This window comes from Campylobacter sp. CNRCH_2016_0050h, assembly GCF_025772605.1.
Lineage (GTDB): Bacteria > Campylobacterota > Campylobacteria > Campylobacterales > Campylobacteraceae > Campylobacter_D > Campylobacter_D lari_D.
Genome location: NZ_JAKMSK010000001.1, coordinates 24374 through 41975 on the forward strand (window position 1 = coordinate 24374; position 17602 = coordinate 41975).

Consider the following 17602-nt stretch of genomic DNA (forward strand, 5'->3'; position numbering starts at 1 on the left):
CTAGCCTTTATTTTTTATCAAATTTTTTAAGTTTTTCATCATTTAAACTAAGTTCCATCTTACGAATTTCTTCCTCACCGCTACGGACTAATTTTTTATCATATTTAAAATACTTATTTTTAATTTTATTTGGATACTCTAAAGAATTAAGTAGATATTTAAATAAATTTATCCTTGCTTTCTTTTTACTATCTGAATTAATGATCACCCAAGGACATTTTGGTGTATTAGAAGCTAAAAGCATAGAATATTTGGCTAGAGTGTATTTATCCCATAATTCTTGTGATTTTTCATCAACAACAGAAAGTTTGTATTGTTTTAGCGGATCTGTTCTCCTTTGCTCAAAACGCCTTTTTTGCTCTTGTTTGGAAACTGAAAAATAAAATTTAAAAAATAAAATTCCACTATCGAGTAGCATTTCTTCAAAAGAAGACACCTCACGCAAGAATTTTTTATGCTCATTTGGAGTACAAAAACCCATCACAGGTTCCACTCCCGCTCTATTATACCAAGATCTATCAAAAATCACTATCTCTCCTGCTGCAGGCAAATGTGTCACATAACGCTGAAAATACCACTGAGTTCTTTCCACATCACTTGGTTTTTCAAGTGCTACCACACGACAACCTCTAGGATTTAAATGTTCAATTAATCTTTTAATAGCACCACCTTTTCCTGCTGCATCACGCCCTTCAATTAAAATCAAAACTTTTAATCCTTTATCTTTGACATGATTTTGAAATTTTAAAAGCTCAATTTGTAATCTTCTAAGCTCGCTTTCATACTCAAGTGTTGATTTTTTCACTTTAATAAGAGTAAATTTATCCTTATCCACAACAAACTCCTTAATTTAGGATAATTATTAACTTAAATTTACCACAAATAAGTAAAATAAAACAAATTTAATTTTCAATTTCAAGGAGAAAAATGCGTTTTTTAGCGGTATTTTTTATTTTTTTCAATTTAGCTTTTGCTAATAATGGAGTATTATCACTCAATGAAGCTTTTAAACTCAATACCCATAGCAACAATCAAGGAATTTTTTTAAAAATCAATCTTGCAGATAGAATTTATCTTTACAAAGATCAAATCAAAGTAGAATTAGACTCTAATGATATTACTTCTTTATTAAATTTCCCACAAACTCAAACTAGAGAAAACAAAGAAGTAATCTTTAGCCAACTTGAACTTTTCATACCTCAATTATTATTAGATGATTTTATTAAAAATAACAAAGCAAAACTTTCCCTAGCTTATCAAGGTTGCTCAGAAGAAGGTTTATGCTATCGTCCTGTACATGTAAATTATGAACTTAATAAACAAAATGGAATTTATACTATAAAATCCACTAAAGATCAATTTAAAAAGCAAAATGAAGATGAACAAATTGCTAATGATTTAAGTACGCAAAATATATTTATCACACTTTTAACTTTTTTTGGTTATGGCTTATTATTAGCACTTACTCCTTGTATTTTACCAATGATACCTATTCTTTCATCATTAATTGCAATGAAGCTCAAAGATAAACCATCTAAAAAACATAGCTTTTATTTATCTTTTATCTATGTCTTTTTTATGTCTTTAGCTTATGCTATAGCAGGTGCTTTAGTGGGCCTTGCAGGAGCTAATGTGCAAGGTTTATTACAACAACCTTGGATTATCATTACTTTTGCAGGCATTTTTGTATTACTTTCACTTTCTATGTTTGGACTTTATGAATTACAATTACCGCTTAAATTTCAAAATTTTATCAATAAAAAAATAGAAGGTAAAAATGGAGTTTTTGGTATAGCTATCATGGGCTTTTTATCAGCTCTTATTGTAGGTCCTTGCGTGGCTGCACCTTTAGCAGGAGCTTTGCTTTATATTACTAATAGTGGTGATGTATTTTTGGGAGGACTTTCTTTATTTGTGATGAGTTTTGGTATGGGCATGCCTTTACTCTTAATAGGTCTTGGAGGAAGTTTTTTAAAAAGTGGGGCTTGGATGCTTAAGATAAAGATTTTCTTTGGTTTTATCATGCTCATTATGGCAGTTTGGATGCTAGAAAGAATACTTAGTGCAAATATCATTTTAATACTTTATGGAATTATAGGGGTATTTTTTGCTAGTTTTATGGGTTTATTTGATGAAGTAAAAACTAATTTTGATAAATTTAAAAAAGCAAGTATGATTTTAATTTTAGCTTACAGTTTAAGCCTAATTTTAGGTGGCTCAATGGGCTCAAAAAGCTTGCTAAAACCTCTTGAGTTTAACCTTGCCTCAAAAGAAAATAGCCCTAGTTTAAGTTTTAAAACCATTAAAAATTTAAAAGAACTTAAGCAAGAATTACAAAATTCTACCAAACCTATTATGCTTGAATTTACAGCCGCTTGGTGTGAAAACTGCAAGCTCTTAGAAGAATATACTTTTACAGATGCTAAAGTACAAAATTTACTTGCTAATTACACACTTTTGAAAGCAGATGTAACACATAATAGCCAAGAAGATTTAGCTCTTATGAAAGAATTTGGAGTTTTTGGGCCTCCTGTGATGATATTTTTTAACAAAAGCGAGGAAAAAGGACGCATTATAGGCTATGTAGATGCAAATGAATTTTTAAATAGAGTTCCTTAAAGGACTCTATTTAAAATTAATTTTATTTCAAAAAACCTTTCAATCCTTCAAGCTGATATTGCCATAGTTTTTCTATAAAAATTTTAAGTTTTATTGCCAAAAGACCACTAATTGGTTTATGTAAAACCGTGCCAACTGCATAATCTTTTCCGATTGAACAAACGGTATTTCCACTCACAAAAGAAAATTCTTGTTTAAATTCTTTCTCATCAATCATAGCCATTAAAGCTTTAGCCACATAAGCTCCTTCTCTTAATGCAAGCTGGGCTGTTGGAGGATATGGAGTGTTAGTTTTAGGGTTTTTAAATAAACTATTATCGCCTATAAAAAAGTATTTTGATGAATTTTCAACATTTAATGGATGCATGAAAGCATCTACTTCTATACGCGATCTTGTGCTTGGAAAATCTGAGCTATTTTCTATAACGCTATTGCCTCTAACTCCTGCAGTCCAAATGATAGTATTAGCTTTAATAAATTCTCCCCCATCAAGCCTTATACCATTTTTTTCACATTCTATAATTTTAGATTTTTCATATACTTTCACACCAAGCGCTTCTAGTCTTTGCTTTGCTTTTAGAGCTAAACTTTTATCAAACATAGGTAAAATTTGATCCATAGCTTCAATAATAGAAAGTTCTAATTTCTCATAAGAAATTTGCTCTTTTTGACAAAATATTTTAAGCTCTTTAGCTAAAGAAGCTACAAATTCAACCCCGCTTAAGCCCCCGCCACAAACTGCGATTTTTAAATCATCTTCATTTTGGGTGGTTTTATAATTTTTTATTTTCTCATATATTATTTCATTAATTTTTAAAGCATTTTCATAATTATCTATACTCAAAGCATATTCTTGCATGCCTTTAATACCAAAAGTTTCTTTGGCAAAACCAAGCCCACATACTAAAATATCAAAGTCAAATTCATTATTTTTAGTAAAAACTTTGTCTTTAGAAATTTTTAAAACTTCATCTTGGATAAAGTTGATTTTTGGATTTAATAAAGGCAAAAGATCATATTTTGAACTATAAATATCTTCATTAGAAGCTACTTTGTGTAGTAAAATAGTATGATAATGATAAGAATTATTATTAATCAAACTCACTTGTGCTTTTTCAAAAAACTCATCAGGTAAGGCTTTTATAGCCGATAAAGTAGCATATCCTGCACCTAAAAACAAAATTTTCTTTTTTTGCATGGATTTTCCTTTAATTTGATAAAAAAATAAATAAAAATTTGGCATAATGGTATTATTTTTTATCTTAAAATATTTTTTATTTAAATTTAGCAAGGAAAAAGCATGCAAAGACAAACTTGGAGTAATACGCTAACTTATATCCTTACAGTAGCAGGAGCGACTATTGGTTTTGGAGCCACTTGGCGTTTTCCATATTTAGTGGGTGAAAATGGAGGCGGTGCTTATGTTTTGGCCTTTTGTATAGCTATGATTTTTATAGGAATTCCTGTGATTTTGGTCGAAAATGTCATAGGAAGACGCAGAATGCTAAATTCAGTCGATGCTTTTGGCGGAAAAACAAACGATGGAGTTAAAATATCTAATTCTTGGCAAAGTGTTGGCTATATGGGACTTTTGGGAAGTTTTGGAATCATGGCTTATTATATGGTAATAGGCGGATGGGTTTTAGCTTATATTTTTAAAATTATCATAGGCGATTTTAATCTTTCAAGTCCCATTAACGCTCAATATACAAGCGAATTTTATAGCTCTACTATAGAAAATAATCCTTTATTAATAGGAATTTTTACTACTATATTTGTGATAATTAATTGGATTATCTTAAAAAAAGGTGTGATTGATGGCATAGAAAAGTCAGTAAAATACCTTATGCCATTTTTATTTATCTGTCTTTTGGTCGTTGTTGCACGCAATTTAACTCTTGAAGGAGCAAGCGAGGGTGTGAAATTTTACCTTACTCCTGATCTTTCTAAAATCACTCCCAAATTGTTTATAGATGTTTTAGGACAAGTATTTTTTGCCCTATCTTTAGGCTTTGGTGTAATGATAACCTTATCATCTCACCTTAAGAAAAATGAGAATTTAATCAAAACTTCTGTTTATACAGGAATTTTAAACACCCTCATAGCAGTGCTTGCTGGATTTATGATTTTCCCTGCTTTATTTAGCGTAGGTTTAACCCCTGATAGTGGGCCATCTTTGGTTTTTAAAACTTTACCTGTTGCATTTTCACATATACCTTTTGGAAGTATAATTTGTGTGTTTTTCTTTTTGCTTTTAATCATCGCTGCACTTACTACAAGCTTGCCAATTTATCAAGTAATCATTAGTGTTTTGGAGGAAAAATTTAAACTAGCTAAAAATACTGCTATCAATCTAACACTTGGAAGTATTTTTGTTTTGGGAAATTTACCATGTATACTTACCTATGGTCCTTTAAGAGATATTACTATCATCAAGGGAAAAAATATTTTTGATAGCTTTGATTTTATTAGTGGAAATATATTCTTTGTTTTAACCGCATTTTTTTGTTGTATTTATGTAGGTTGGGTGCTTAAAAAAGATGCTATTTATGAACTTTCCAATCAAAATACCCTAAAAGGAAGTATTTTTAAATTATGGTATTATTATGTTAAATTTATTATACCTTTGATTATCTTAGTGATTTTTTATTTTGGAATTTTTTAATTTATACTCATAACGCTTTAACATGCTTATATTTCCTTCAAGGCCTCCTTGATGGATATATAAGATTTTTCCACCAAATTGCTCTTTATGAGCTAATAAAGTTTTAAAACCCACCATATCATAAAGCAAATCAAACTCCACTCCACATTCTTTTTTTAAATCCTTATAAAGCTCATAAAATTCTAAATAAGGCTTAGCAAAATGATATTTTTTAGGTGAATTTAATATGGTTAAATTACCAAAATCATAATTTGGCTCTAAGCTTAAAATTTGCTCTTTTAAATATGCACTATCGCCCACACAAGCACATGTAAAAACTTTAAATTTACTATGTTTAGCCAAAAAAGCTGCAGAAGTTCCTGTGCCTGAAGGTAAAAAAATACTTACTTTTTCACTTAACTGCTCACTAAGCTCTAAGGCTAGTTGCTGGTATCCAAATTCAGCTTCTTTTATAGCCACACCCTCTTCTATAAAAATATCATCATCTTTTTTCAAGGCTAAAGCTTGCAGTCTTCTTGTGGGATAATTTATATTTTCTATCAACTTCACATTGTGTTTTAATGCAAATTCTAAATTTCCATGGGGATTTTCTTTTAAAAAAGAACTCATTTTTTCACAAACAAAAATGAGCAAAAAATCATTTTCGTAACAAAACTTAGCTAAAGCAACTAAAGCATTACTTTGAGAGGAGCCAAAAGAAATAAATCTTTGTCCTTTTTTAAATAAATGTTTATTTTTTTCAAAAAAGGCTAGTTTTCTAGCCTTATTTCCATTAATATAACCTAGTAAATCATCTCTTTTAAGTAAAAATTCAAAATCTTTGTATTTTAAAACATCAATTCTACTTGCTATCAAGGTATTTTTCAACCTTTTCTAAAGCATTATTTGTATTGATATTAAACTTAATCTCTATTCTACGACTTGCCTCTTTGTCTTCTTTACCATCTTTCATAATCACATCAGAATAAGATCTACCACTTGCCATTAAAAGTTTTTGCAATCTTGGATCTTTGTAAAATGAGTGTATAAAACTCATCACAGCATAAGCTCTTTTTTGTGATAAATCAAGATTATATATATAAGAGCCTGCACTATCTGTGTGACCTTCTATGACTATATTTTCTATACTATTTAAGATATTTTCATCTTTTAAGATATTGTCAAAATACTGTGTTAAAATTGCCTTTAAATTCTCTTTTGCTTGAGCTTTTAGAGTAAAAGAATTTGTATCAAAAAGCACTTCAGAAGGTAAAACTATCGCGCCTGTATTAGAATCTAAGGTAATATTAGTATCAAATTTTGCTTGAAGATTTTTGATAGTATTTTCTTTGATTAATCCTAGTTCTTTGATTTTGCTTTTCGCCTCATCAAAATTACGCTCCAATTCTTTGATTTCCTCATCTTTTTTATTTAATCTTTCAAGCAAAGCAAAAATTTGCTGATCTTTTTCATCTAAACTTGAATTTAAATCTTGATTAAGTTTAGTAATATTAGCTTCTAAAGCTTGTTTTTGTTTGTTGATATTATCAAGTGTACTTGAGGTATTACTTAATTTTTGGCTAAGACTTTTTAAAATATTTTCTTTTTGATTTAATTCTTCTTTATTCTCTCTTAAGCGTTCTTCTTGTTTTTGCAAATTTTCTTTTATGATTTGTAAATCACTTTGAGTTAAAACATACTTAACAACTATAGCTCCAATAAGCAAAATAAATATAAAAAGCAAGCCTGCCATTAAATCTGCATAAGCTATCCAAAAATTATTTTCTTCATTGCTAGAATTATTTTTTATCATCTATTTTTTCATCTTCTTTTTGATTTTCAAGCTTTGCAATAACTTGTGTGGTTTGCTCATCTAATTCTTTGCTTTCTTCTTTAAATTCTTGCATTAGTGAAATTTTTTCGTCAATATTTTTTTCATCTTCATAAGCTTCTTTAAAAGTATGCATACCCTCTATAATACTTGCCCTAAAGCCTTCAAAAAGCTTAGTTTGATTATCAAGCATAAGATTTTGATATTTTTCAATATTATTTGAAAAATTATTTACCTTTTCATCTAAAGCACTCACACTTTTATCTAAATGCACAATCTTATCTGAACTCACATCTAAGAGTCTATTATATTGCTCTGAAATTCTTAAGGTTAAATCTTTTATGTTTGAATTTAACATATTTACCGCATTTGCAATCTCGCTATAAGTTTTAACTATATCTTTTTGCTCTCTTTGGGTTTTAGATAAATCACTCATAGTTTGTTTTACATGCTCACTGCTTAATCTTACAGCTTTTTCTTCAGCATTTACAAGCTCTTGAAAAACTTTGAATTTTCTATCTATTGTATTATCTAGTTCTTTAAAAAATTCCTCATTGCTTACATGTTCAAAAATCGTGCCTATTTTTTCAAAATGTTGCAAACTTTCTTGAAGGTATTTTCTATCAATTTCTTCTTTAGACCAAAAAAAATCGCTTGTTGCGTTTTTTTGACGATTTAGAAGTTTTTGGAATTTACTACTACCGTATTTTTCAAAAAATATCCACCAAAGTGCTAAGAAAATTCCATAAATTGATACATAAAAGGCTGTTCCTACTCCATTTAATAAAACTGAAATCTCTTGTTCTAAGCCTGCTGTGTCGCTTGAATTAAAATTTGGCATAGACATGGCTATACTTATAAAAGTTCCTAAAATACCAAGCATAGGAAAAATAGCTGCACCCACAGAAGCAAAATTTTCATTTCTCAAATCTTTCACATAAGCATATGCAAAATCATCAAAGCTAGCATTTGACTTTGTTTCTTTACCTATAACTAAAAAATGCTTCATAATATAGCGTTTTAATATCAGCTTAAACTCATCTTTTTGTTGCTCAAAAATACTTGAAGCATAATCAGCACTATGTCTAGCAAAGATCAAAGCCACTAAAAAGATAATCCCTATCATTACAACACTATGTAATTCTACTTTAAAATCAATCTTTCCAAAATACCCTAAAAGCACTAAAATATACAATATAGCAGGGATAAAAATAATCTTTAAATAAGCAACAATTCCTGTGCTACCTTTTCCTTCAGGTAATACAAGATCAGAAAAATCATCAGTTGTTTTAACTTCCATTTTATAAACCTTTGTTAATTTTACTCTAAAAATTTAAAATCTTCACAGGAAAATCAACTAAGAGTTATAAAACTCTTAGTTTCTATCGATACAATTTAAATCGCTAAAAGCGCACTCTAAGCGTTTGATCATACTCTCTTCGCCCGCTCTAAGCCATACTCTTGGATCATAATATTTTTTATTTGGCTTATCTTCTCCATCTGGATTACCAATTTGGCCTTGCAAATAAGCTTTATTTTTAAGCTCATACTCTCTAACACCATCCCAAAAAGCCCATTGTGTATCTGTATCAATATTCATCTTAATTACACCATAGCTAAGTGCTGCTTTGATATCCTCTATATCGCTACCACTACCACCATGGAAAACAAAATTGATTGGTTTATCTTCACCAAGATTGAATTTTTCTTTTACATAATTTTGAGAGTTTTTAAGAATTTCAGGTCTTAAAATCACATTTCCTGGTTTATATACTCCATGTACATTACCAAAACTAGCTGCAATTGAAAATCTATCACTAATTTTAGAAAGTCTCTCATAAGCTAATGCTACATCTTCAGGCTGAGTGTATAATTTTGCATTATCAATATTAGTATTATCCACTCCATCTTCTTCACCACCCGTACATCCTAGCTCAAGCTCTAAAGAAATTCCAAGCTCAGACATTTGTTTTAAATAATTCTCACAAGTGCCTAGATTACTTTCTAAATCCTCTTCACTTAAATCAATCATATGAGAGCTAAACAAAGGCTTACCTGCTTCTTTTTTAAACTCAATATTTGCTTCAATCAAAGCATCAATCCAAGGAAGTAATTTTCTAGCAGCATGATCTGTGTGTAAAATTACTGGAACTCCATAAGCTTTTGCCATTAAATGTACATGTCTTGCACCACTTATAGCACCAAGCACATCAGCTTTTGGACAAGCTTTTCCTGCTACAAATTTAGCTCCACCATTTGAAAATTGAATAATCACAGGTGAATTAACTTTTTTAGCACTTTCTAAAACCGCATTAATAGAATTTGTCCCCACGACATTTACCGCAGGGATAGCAAATCCTTCTTTTTTTGCATAATTATATACGGTATTTAGATCATCGCCACTTAAAACACCTGGTTTGACAAGATCTAATACACCCATTATTTATATTCCACTTTTGCTTTTTGACGAAGCTCTTGAGCTTTTTTATTCATAAGTTCTTTAAATTCTTCCATTTTGATATTGCTTTCAATACCTGCTTTTACTTCATTATAACTCATAGTACTTTTCGCTCTAGCATCTTCTTTTAAAATAATATGATATCCAAAATCACTTTTTACTGGTGTTTTAGAAATAGTACCTTTTTTCATAGAAAAAGCTGCATCAGCAAATGGTTTTACCATAGTTGATTCAGCAAACCATCCAAGATCACCACCTTGAGCTGAAGAACCTTTGTCGATTGATTTTTCTTTTGCAAGTTGAGCAAATTTATCATTTAAAGCTTTTCCACTTAACTTACTAAGCTCGGCAATAATATCTTTAGCTTCTTTTTCACTAGTTACCAAAATATGCTTAGCTTTTACTTGAGCTGGTTTAGTAAATTTATCTTTATTTGCTTCATAGTATTTTTTAGCCTTAGCATCATCATTTTTGATAGAATCAAAAATTTTCTTTTGATAGATATTTACCATGATAGCTTCTTTAGCACGCTCTAATTCTTCTTTATATGAAGGATCATTTTCTATTTTTTGAGCTTTAGCGTCTTTTAATACAAGTTGTTGGATGATATATTGATCAATGATTGCTTTTTTTTGTTCAGCTGGTAAGTCAGTGATTTTAGCACCTCTTAACATAGGAGCAAAAAACTCATTTACTTCTGTATCGCTAATATTGTTTCCATCAAGGGTTGCAACCACTGCAGCATTTAAACTCAAACCTGTTAATAAAGCCGCAGCAACTAAAGAAATTTTTTTCATTGTTTTTCCTTTGAAATAGTTTTGTTGATTTTATTATATCTAAACTTTATTTAAAGCCGATTAACATACAATAAGTTTATGAAAAGAAATTTAGAAATTAAAGAATTATTTTTAAAACATTTTGGACAAGCAAAAACAGAATTAGTTTTTAGTAATGCTTATGAACTTATAGTTTGTGTTATGCTTTCAGCTCAATGTACTGATAAAAGGGTTAATCTCATCACACCTGCTTTATTTAAAGCCTACCCTAGCGTGCAAGATTTAGCTAAGGCAAATTTATCTTCTTTAAAACTTTTGATTAATTCTTGCTCATTTTATAATAATAAAGCACAAAATTTAATCAAAATGGCTCAAGCAGTTTGCGAGCAATTTAATGGTGAAATTCCAATGGACGAGCAAGATTTGAAAACTCTAGCAGGTGTAGGACAAAAAACTGCACATGTAGTGATGATAGAATGGTGCGGGGCTAATTGCATGGCTGTAGATACCCATGTATTTAGAGTTTCGCATAGACTTAATCTTAGCAAAGCCAAAACTCCTGAAGAAACCGAAAAAGACTTAACTAAAATTTTTAAAGATAATCTAAACTATCTTCATCAAGCTATGGTGCTTTTTGGGCGTTATACATGTAAAGCTAAAAATCCTTTATGCAAAGAGTGCTTTTTAAATCATTTATGCAAAAGTAAAGATAAGAAAATTTAATCTAGCACCAATTTAGTGCTAGATGATTTTAATGAAAGAATGGTAGATACAAGAAAGCATTGATGACTAAAGCATTTACTATATCTATGAAAAACGCACCCACTAAAGGTACAATAATAAATGCCATATGGCTCATACCATAGTGATTTGTTACAGTTTGCATATTTACCATAGCTGTTGGAGTAGCGCCCAAACCAAAACCACAATGCCCTGCTGCTAAAACTGCTGCGTCATAATCTTTTCCACATACCCTAAAAGTGATAAATATAGCATAAGCAGCCATCATAGCAACCTGAACAGCTAAAATTACCAACATCGGTAATGCAAGAGTTACTAAATCCCAAAGATTAATAGTCATTAGAGCTAAAGCTAAAAATAAAGACAAGCTTACATTACCTAAAACTGATACTTCTCTATCAAATACATGATGAATTTTTGTAGCTGATAAAACATTTCTTAAAACCACACCTACAAAAAGACAATACACAAAAGTTGGTAAAGTAAAACCTGTATTTGTTTTAATATAAGTAGACAAAGCACTACCTATTAATAAACATAAAGCAATTAATGCCAAAGATTCTATAAAAGAAGAAGGTGTGATTAGTCTTTCTTTTTCTGGAGACTGGAAATTTAAAATCGCATCTTTATCATCATTTTGCTTTGGAACTACTAACTTATATTTATTGACTAAATATCTTGCAACAGGCCCACCTATGATACCACCTGAAATAAGCCCAAAAGTAGCACAAGCAATAGCAACAGTAGTTGCACTAGAGTAAAAATAAGGTTCTTTAATAAATTCAGCTGCCCATGCTGCACCTGTTCCATGACCGCCACTCATTGTAACAGAACCTGCTATAAGTCCCATTAGTGGATTTTGCCCCATAGCACTTGCCACACCTATGCCAACTATATTTTGCGCAAAAAGCAAGCCAACAACAACAACTAAAAAAATTGCTAATTTTCTTCCACCCTTTTTTAAAGAAGCAAAATCAGCTAACAAACCAATACTTGAAAAAAATGCAAGCATTAAAGGATCTTTCATAGATTCATCAAATTTAATATCCAATGAGAAGAAACTATGTAAGATCAAAAGAATAATCGCAGCAATCCCACCACCAACAACTGGCTCAGGGATATTATAATCACGAAGAAATTTTACCCTTTTAATGACAAATACGCCTAAAAGCAATACTATAACCATAGTAACTAGCGTTGCATAAAAATCAAATTTCATAATTCTCCTTTGTTTGATTTATTTATCAATTGTATTCTAAATGACTTTAAAACAACGCAAATAAACAACACTCTTTTCTTATAATATTACAAAATGAAACACTTTTAGTCTTTTTCACTCTGAAATTAAAACAATATTATGATATAAATTAATATTTTTAAGCAAAGATAGCTTTGCTCTGCTAAGCTCTTGGAGTGAATTTATAAACAAAGCGTCCGCATCAAGATAATCTTTTAATTCACTGCGACCTAATTCATATTTTTCTAAATATAGCTGTGTAATTTTTTCTTGATTAACATTAATGTCTTTTACTAATTTTAACAAATCATTATAATACTTGTCATTTTCATAACAAAAATTAAATTCATGGATAGTTCTTTGTAATACATCTTTATATTCAACCAAACGAGCTTGGTATGTTAATTCAGAAATTTTTACATTTTGTTTTACTCTATAAAAATCCAAAAATGGTAAGTCAATGGCGACATTGCCTCCTAAAATTAAAAATTTAAAACTCTCATCAATATTCTTATCATTCCCATCTAAATTTCCCAATATTTTTATGCTAGGTAAAATACTTTTTTGCACACTTGTATAATCCTTGTAAGAAGCCATAAGTTGATTTAGTTTTGCTTGAACTTGTGGTCTATAAGCAAGCATTTTTAATTCTATATCAAAATTAATTTTTTGCAAAGAAAAATCTTCAAGAGTATAATTTAGCATTTTATTAATCAAATGCTCATCATCTTTACCCAGTAAGTCTTTTATATTTTTAAGAGTTAAGTCTTTATTTTGCAAATTTGTAATGATATTTTGTTTAGTGTTTAATAAAGATTTTTTAATATTTAAAAGATCTATATATTCAACTTTTCCATAATTAAGTTTAGTAGTATAAATTTCTAGCATTTGCTCTAGATTTTTTAAATGTTTGTTTAATAAATGATCTACATCATTGAAATAAATAAATTCAAAAATACTATTTATCGCTAAATTAATCGTATCAAGCTCTAAAGAGCGTAACTCATACTCACTTGCCTTTGCTAAAAATTCAGAACTAGCAACTTGATCTGAAATTTTGCCATATATATCAAGCTCATAATTTAACATAATGCCATTTGAAAAACTATGCGTTTTTGTGCCATTGTTTAAATTTTTTCTTATATTTGCACCAAAATTTCCACTCAAAGTAGGATAAAGATCTAAATTTAAAAGCTTATATCTAGCTAAAGTGCTTAAAAAATTAACCCTTGCTATATTTAAGTCTTTATTATTATCAATAATAGCTTTTAAGATATTATTTAAGTCTTGATTGTTATATTTTTCCCACCAAGCCTTGCTTGCGTTAAAATCTTCAAAATATTCTTTTTTTATTTGCTCTTGAGATACTTGTTCTAATTTTACACCTACGCAAGCATTTAAAAAAAAAGCTATAAAAAATAATAAAAATATTCTCATCTCATTCCTTTGATAAAGCACTAATAGGATTTAAATTTGCTGCATTTTTTGCTGGGAAAAATCCAAAAACCACTCCGATTAAAACCGAACTTAAAAGCCCTAAAAATACCGAATTTAATGAAAGTATCATCGTAAAACCAAAATTTAAAGAATTAAATACTTCAATGATAATAAAAGAAAGCATTACTCCAAAAATAGCCCCTAAAGAACAAATCAACACAGCTTCGATTAAAAACTGCATTAAAATATCTTCTTTTCTAGCTCCAATAGCCATTCTAACTCCAATTTCTCTTGTGCGCTCGCTTACTGAAACAAGCATGATATTCATCACACCAATACCACCTACTATCAAAGATACCACTGCAATAGAAGAAATAAGTAAAGTCAAAGTAGCAGTATTTTCCTCAATGGCATTTTTAATCGCGTCAGAATTTATAGTGAAAAAATCTTTTTTTCCACGTTTAATCTCTAAAATTTTTACCATAGCTTCTTCAGCCAAAGCAGGATTTACCTCATCTTTTACCTTAGTTACTATGGCTCTTATTTGTTTATCTCCTGTGATTTTATTCATCAAAGTAGAATAAGGAGTATAAATTTTAATGGTATTTTCATCAGCTCTAAAGCCTTTATTATCTCTTTCTTTTTTTAAAACACCAACTATGGTTAAAGGTTGCTTGTTAAAAATCACGCTTTTACCTAAAACATCTTTAACGCTGATATTATCAAATAAAATTCTCAAAGCATTTTCATCTATAATGCAAATATTAGTATTATCTTTTATATCTTCATTATTAATAAACCTACCATCTACCATCACAAAACCCCTAAGTCTTAGATGATTTGGTCCTACTCCATAAATTCTAGCTTGTAAAGAATTATTCTTATAAGTTACCACCCCTATTTTACCCACATCTGCTTCTACTGCTTCTAAATAAGGCAAAGAACTTAAGGTTTTTAAATCGCTTAAATTAAGCCTTGTTCTGCCTGATCGAATATCTCCCAAGCCACGCCCTGAAACAACTTCTATGGTATTAGTCCCAATAGAGCTAATAGAAGCAAGTATGTTTTGTTGGGCTCCAAGCCCTAAAGCAACCACGCAAACTACTGAAGCTATGCCTATGATAATACCAAGCATAGTAAGCAAAGAGCGTAGTTTGTGTGCTGCAATGGAAGCTATGGACATTTTTAAACTTTCAAAAAGCTGATTTTTAAGCAAATTAAAGCTTTTTTTCTCTTTTGGCATTAACTTAGTTTTTATTTCATCTGTTTTTTTTGCACCATTATCACTTATAATCTTACCATCTTTAATTTCTATAACTCTTTTTGCTCTAGCAGCTATTTCTCTATCATGAGTGACTAAAACTACGGTGTGTCCTTGCTCATTTAGTTTATTTAAAATTTCTAAAACTATCTTACCGCTTTTAGAATCAAGCGCACCCGTTGGCTCATCTGCTAAAATAAGCTCACCGCCATTCATCAAAGCTCTTGCTATGGAAACTCTTTGCTGTTGCCCACCACTTAGTTCATTTGGCTTAGAAAGTTCTTTATGATCAAGCTCTAAAAAAGAAAGTAATTCTTTAGCCTTTTGCGATCTTTCTTGTTTATTTTTTCCTGCATAAACAGCAGGTAAGGCTACATTATCTTTAGCATTTAAAAGACTAAGCAAATTATATCTTTGGAAAATAAAACCAATTTTTTCGCGTCTAATTCTTGCTTTTTCATCTTTGCTTAAATTAGTTACTTCATATGCATCTAAAAAGTATTTTCCACTACTTGGCTCATCAAGTGTGCCTATAATATTTAAAAGAGAGGTTTTACCACTTCCTGATTGTCCTATAATGGCTACAAATTCTCCCTTTTGAATATAAAGATTAATATTTTCTAAAATAGTTGTATTATTAATCTTTTTTTGTATATTTTCTAAGCGTATCATTTTTTATTTTTACCTATGATAACTAAATCACCCTCATTAATACCATCTAAAATTTGAGTATTTAAACTATCTTTGATACCTAATTTAACAGGTGTTTTTACACTTATATTATTGGCTTTTAAAATTTCTACATAATAACCACTTGTATCGCTTTTTATAGCTAAAGTTGGTATAACTAAAGTATTATTTTCCGTTTTAATAGCAATTTCATTTTCTGTACTCATACCTATGCGTAAAAAATTATTATCATTTTTTACAAAAACCCTTGCATAATAATACACAGCGCTAGTGCTAGTACTTGAGTTTGAGTTTAAATTTGTATTGCTTGTTGCATCACTTATGGTAGTATTTGCTGGATCTATACTTGAAATAGTTGCTTCATATTTTTTATCAGGCTCATTTAAAATGCTAAATTTTACCTTTTTTCCAACACTGATTTTATTAATATCAGCTTCAGCTATTTGCATACGAATTTCCATTTCACTTAAATCGGCCAAGCGCACTATACTTGGTGTATTTTGGTTTGCATTTACAGTTTGCCCCTCTTCAACTGCTACATTGATAATCTCACCCTTACTAGGTGCAGTTATAGTAGTATAAGCTAAATCTTTTTGAGCATTTTTTAAAGAAATTTCAAGTTGAGTAGTTTGAGCTTTTAAATCAGCCACATTTGCTCTTAAGGCATAAAAAGTATTTTTAAGATTTTCAAGATTTTCTAAAGAGGTAGCCTTTTTAGCATAAAGCTTTTGCTCTCTTTGGTATTGTTTAGTAGCTATATTAAGAGCAATTTTTTTACTTTCTAAATTTGCCTTTGCACTTTCAAGTCTAGCTTTGGTAATATCTAAATCATTTTGTTGTTTATCTTTATCAATTTGTGCGATTAAATCACCCTCATTAACACGATCGCCCAATTTTACATATAGTTTAGTAATTTGCCCACTAACTTGTGCACCAACATCAACTTGGGTTTTTGCATAAACTTCACCTATTGCTTCTATGCTTTGAGTAATGTCTTGTTTTTTAACCTCATAAGTTAGATAATTATATTCTTCCTTATTTGCAAAAAAGTAAAAATACACCCCTATAATAAGTATAATCAAAAATATACTCAAATAAATTATTTTTTTCATTTTAATCCTTTAAAAACCGCATAATAAAACATTTGTGTGAAGTAAAAATAAAATTGTAGCAATAAAATATAATTTTAACAATTTTAAAGCTTATAAGATATAAGATAAATTAAACTAAAAATAAGGAAATTATATGCAAGATTATTTAAATTTAATGCAAAATCGCTCTTCTATTAGAGCATATACTCAAGAAAAAATTTCTAGAGAGAACTTAGAATATATCTTAGAATGTGCTAGATTATCTCCTAGTTCTTTAGGGCTTGAACCTTGGAAATTCTTAGTTTTTCAAAAAGATGAACATAAAAAAGAAATTGCCAAAATAGCTAACAATCAAAATCATGTAGCAAATTGTGCTGCTATTATTGTTGTGATCTCAAGAGCTGATTTTAAAGATTATTTTGAAGAAAAACTAAAAAAGCGTGGTTTAAGCCAAGAAGAGTTAAATAAACGCTTGCAAACCTATAAGCCATTTTTAGACGCAATGGATTTAGAACAAAGTTTTATTTATGCAAAAGAACAAAGTCATCTTGCTATTGCAAATATTATCAATGCTGCTTATAGTTTAAATTTGGGTTCGTGTATTATCGGTGGTTTTGATAAAGATAAAATCAATCAATATTTAAATTTAGACACCGCTAAACAAAGAGTATCTATGCTCATTGCTCTAGGACATGCCCAAAAAAATTCTAGCACAGAAAAAGCTCGTTTTGCATTTAATGAAGTGGTAGAATTTAAAGATTAATCAAATATCAAAACTCCATTTAAATTTTATATAATAAAATAATATTTTTAAAAT

At 29.6% G+C, this 17602-nt stretch carries 15 protein-coding genes; 4 read left to right on the forward strand and 11 right to left on the reverse strand.

Going from position 1 to position 17602, the window contains the following annotated elements; genetic code table 11:
* Positions 1-7: 7 nt before the first annotated feature.
* Positions 8-850, reverse strand: a complete 843-nt coding sequence (gene ppk2 / locus L8X28_RS00125; protein ID WP_220567128.1) for a polyphosphate kinase 2 — start codon at positions 848-850, stop codon at positions 8-10.
* Positions 851-927: 77 nt separating this feature from the next.
* Between ppk2 and dsbD the strand changes: the two genes are divergently transcribed.
* Positions 928-2619, forward strand: a complete 1692-nt coding sequence (gene dsbD, locus L8X28_RS00130) for a protein-disulfide reductase DsbD (RefSeq protein ID WP_263665176.1) — start codon at positions 928-930, stop codon at positions 2617-2619.
* 22 nt (positions 2620-2641) lie between these two features.
* Here the strand turns inward: dsbD and L8X28_RS00135 are convergent, their stop codons facing one another.
* Positions 2642-3817 carry an NAD(P)/FAD-dependent oxidoreductase gene (locus L8X28_RS00135; RefSeq protein WP_263665178.1) on the reverse strand — a complete coding sequence of 392 codons (1176 nt, stop codon included), beginning with the start codon at positions 3815-3817 and terminating at the stop codon, positions 2642-2644.
* 102 nt (positions 3818-3919) lie between these two features.
* On the opposite strand from L8X28_RS00135, the gene L8X28_RS00140 reads away from it, so the two are divergent.
* Positions 3920-5284 (forward strand): sodium-dependent transporter, encoded by a 1365-nt coding sequence (locus tag L8X28_RS00140; protein ID WP_263665179.1) that lies wholly within the window; start codon positions 3920-3922, stop codon positions 5282-5284.
* On the opposite strand, the gene L8X28_RS00145 is transcribed toward L8X28_RS00140, so the two are convergent.
* From L8X28_RS00145 to L8X28_RS00165, 5 genes are all read right to left on the reverse strand, one after another.
* Entirely contained in the window at positions 5255-6139 is an 885-nt protein-coding gene (locus L8X28_RS00145) for a 1-aminocyclopropane-1-carboxylate deaminase/D-cysteine desulfhydrase (protein ID WP_263665180.1), read from the reverse strand. The genes L8X28_RS00140 and L8X28_RS00145 overlap by 30 nt on opposite strands.
* Positions 6126-7076 carry an OmpA family protein gene (locus L8X28_RS00150; RefSeq protein WP_263665181.1) on the reverse strand — a complete coding sequence of 317 codons (951 nt, stop codon included), beginning with the start codon at positions 7074-7076 and terminating at the stop codon, positions 6126-6128. Before L8X28_RS00150 ends, L8X28_RS00145 begins: the two co-directional genes overlap by 14 nt.
* Entirely contained in the window at positions 7063-8394 is a 1332-nt protein-coding gene (locus L8X28_RS00155) for a MotA/TolQ/ExbB proton channel family protein (RefSeq protein ID WP_039626332.1), read from the reverse strand. The genes L8X28_RS00150 and L8X28_RS00155 overlap by 14 nt, the downstream gene beginning before the upstream one ends.
* Positions 8395-8469: 75 nt before the next feature.
* The gene (fbaA, locus tag L8X28_RS00160; protein WP_220567107.1) at positions 8470-9534 is read right to left on the reverse strand and encodes a class II fructose-bisphosphate aldolase; all 1065 of its coding nucleotides are present in this window, start codon (positions 9532-9534) and stop codon (positions 8470-8472) included.
* On the reverse strand, positions 9534-10349 hold the full coding sequence (locus L8X28_RS00165; RefSeq protein WP_133318823.1) for a peptidylprolyl isomerase: 816 nt from the start codon (positions 10347-10349) through the stop codon (positions 9534-9536). The genes fbaA and L8X28_RS00165 overlap by 1 nt, the downstream gene beginning before the upstream one ends.
* 78 nt (positions 10350-10427) lie before the next feature.
* Between L8X28_RS00165 and nth the strand changes: the two genes are divergently transcribed.
* Positions 10428-11051: an endonuclease III gene (gene nth / locus L8X28_RS00170; RefSeq protein ID WP_133318822.1), complete on the forward strand. Its 624-nt coding sequence runs from the start codon at positions 10428-10430 to the stop codon at positions 11049-11051.
* A gap of 28 nt (positions 11052-11079) precedes the next feature.
* On the opposite strand, the gene gltS is transcribed toward nth, so the two are convergent.
* The 4 genes from gltS to L8X28_RS00190 form a co-directional block, all read right to left on the reverse strand.
* On the reverse strand, positions 11080-12288 hold the full coding sequence (gene gltS, locus L8X28_RS00175; RefSeq protein ID WP_133318821.1) for a sodium/glutamate symporter: 1209 nt from the start codon (positions 12286-12288) through the stop codon (positions 11080-11082).
* A 114-nt stretch (positions 12289-12402) separates the two neighbouring features.
* Positions 12403-13743 carry a TolC family protein gene (locus L8X28_RS00180; RefSeq protein ID WP_263665182.1) on the reverse strand — a complete coding sequence of 447 codons (1341 nt, stop codon included), beginning with the start codon at positions 13741-13743 and terminating at the stop codon, positions 12403-12405.
* Position 13744: 1 nt separating this feature from the next.
* On the reverse strand, positions 13745-15676 hold the full coding sequence (locus L8X28_RS00185; RefSeq protein ID WP_263665183.1) for an ABC transporter permease: 1932 nt from the start codon (positions 15674-15676) through the stop codon (positions 13745-13747).
* Positions 15673-16806 carry an efflux RND transporter periplasmic adaptor subunit gene (locus L8X28_RS00190; protein ID WP_263665184.1) on the reverse strand — a complete coding sequence of 378 codons (1134 nt, stop codon included), beginning with the start codon at positions 16804-16806 and terminating at the stop codon, positions 15673-15675. Before L8X28_RS00190 ends, L8X28_RS00185 begins: the two co-directional genes overlap by 4 nt.
* A 133-nt stretch (positions 16807-16939) precedes the next feature.
* On the opposite strand from L8X28_RS00190, the gene L8X28_RS00195 reads away from it, so the two are divergent.
* A complete protein-coding gene (locus L8X28_RS00195) occupies positions 16940-17548 on the forward strand; it encodes an NAD(P)H-dependent oxidoreductase (protein ID WP_263665185.1) in 609 nt (202 codons plus the stop codon).
* Positions 17549-17602: the final 54 nt, after the last annotated feature.

What these genes read in the sequence shown, in the direction of transcription:
- L8X28_RS00150 (WP_263665181.1), bottom strand. Translation starts at nt 7,076, where the DNA reads ATGATAAAAAATAATTCTAGCAATGAAGAAAATAATTTTTGGATAGCT.
- L8X28_RS00190 (WP_263665184.1), bottom strand. Translation starts at nt 16,806, where the DNA reads ATGAAAAAAATAATTTATTTGAGTATATTTTTGATTATACTTATTATA.
- L8X28_RS00155 (WP_039626332.1), bottom strand. Translation starts at nt 8,394, where the DNA reads ATGGAAGTTAAAACAACTGATGATTTTTCTGATCTTGTATTACCTGAA.
- L8X28_RS00185 (WP_263665183.1), bottom strand. Translation starts at nt 15,676, where the DNA reads ATGATACGCTTAGAAAATATACAAAAAAAGATTAATAATACAACTATT.
- L8X28_RS00180 (WP_263665182.1), bottom strand. Translation starts at nt 13,743, where the DNA reads ATGAGAATATTTTTATTATTTTTTATAGCTTTTTTTTTAAATGCTTGC.
- L8X28_RS00195 (WP_263665185.1), top strand. Translation starts at nt 16,940, where the DNA reads ATGCAAGATTATTTAAATTTAATGCAAAATCGCTCTTCTATTAGAGCA.
- L8X28_RS00135 (WP_263665178.1), bottom strand. Translation starts at nt 3,817, where the DNA reads ATGCAAAAAAAGAAAATTTTGTTTTTAGGTGCAGGATATGCTACTTTA.
- gltS (WP_133318821.1), bottom strand. Translation starts at nt 12,288, where the DNA reads ATGAAATTTGATTTTTATGCAACGCTAGTTACTATGGTTATAGTATTG.
- L8X28_RS00165 (WP_133318823.1), bottom strand. Translation starts at nt 10,349, where the DNA reads ATGAAAAAAATTTCTTTAGTTGCTGCGGCTTTATTAACAGGTTTGAGT.
- nth (WP_133318822.1), top strand. Translation starts at nt 10,428, where the DNA reads ATGAAAAGAAATTTAGAAATTAAAGAATTATTTTTAAAACATTTTGGA.
- fbaA (WP_220567107.1), bottom strand. Translation starts at nt 9,534, where the DNA reads ATGGGTGTATTAGATCTTGTCAAACCAGGTGTTTTAAGTGGCGATGAT.
- dsbD (WP_263665176.1), top strand. Translation starts at nt 928, where the DNA reads ATGCGTTTTTTAGCGGTATTTTTTATTTTTTTCAATTTAGCTTTTGCT.
- L8X28_RS00140 (WP_263665179.1), top strand. Translation starts at nt 3,920, where the DNA reads ATGCAAAGACAAACTTGGAGTAATACGCTAACTTATATCCTTACAGTA.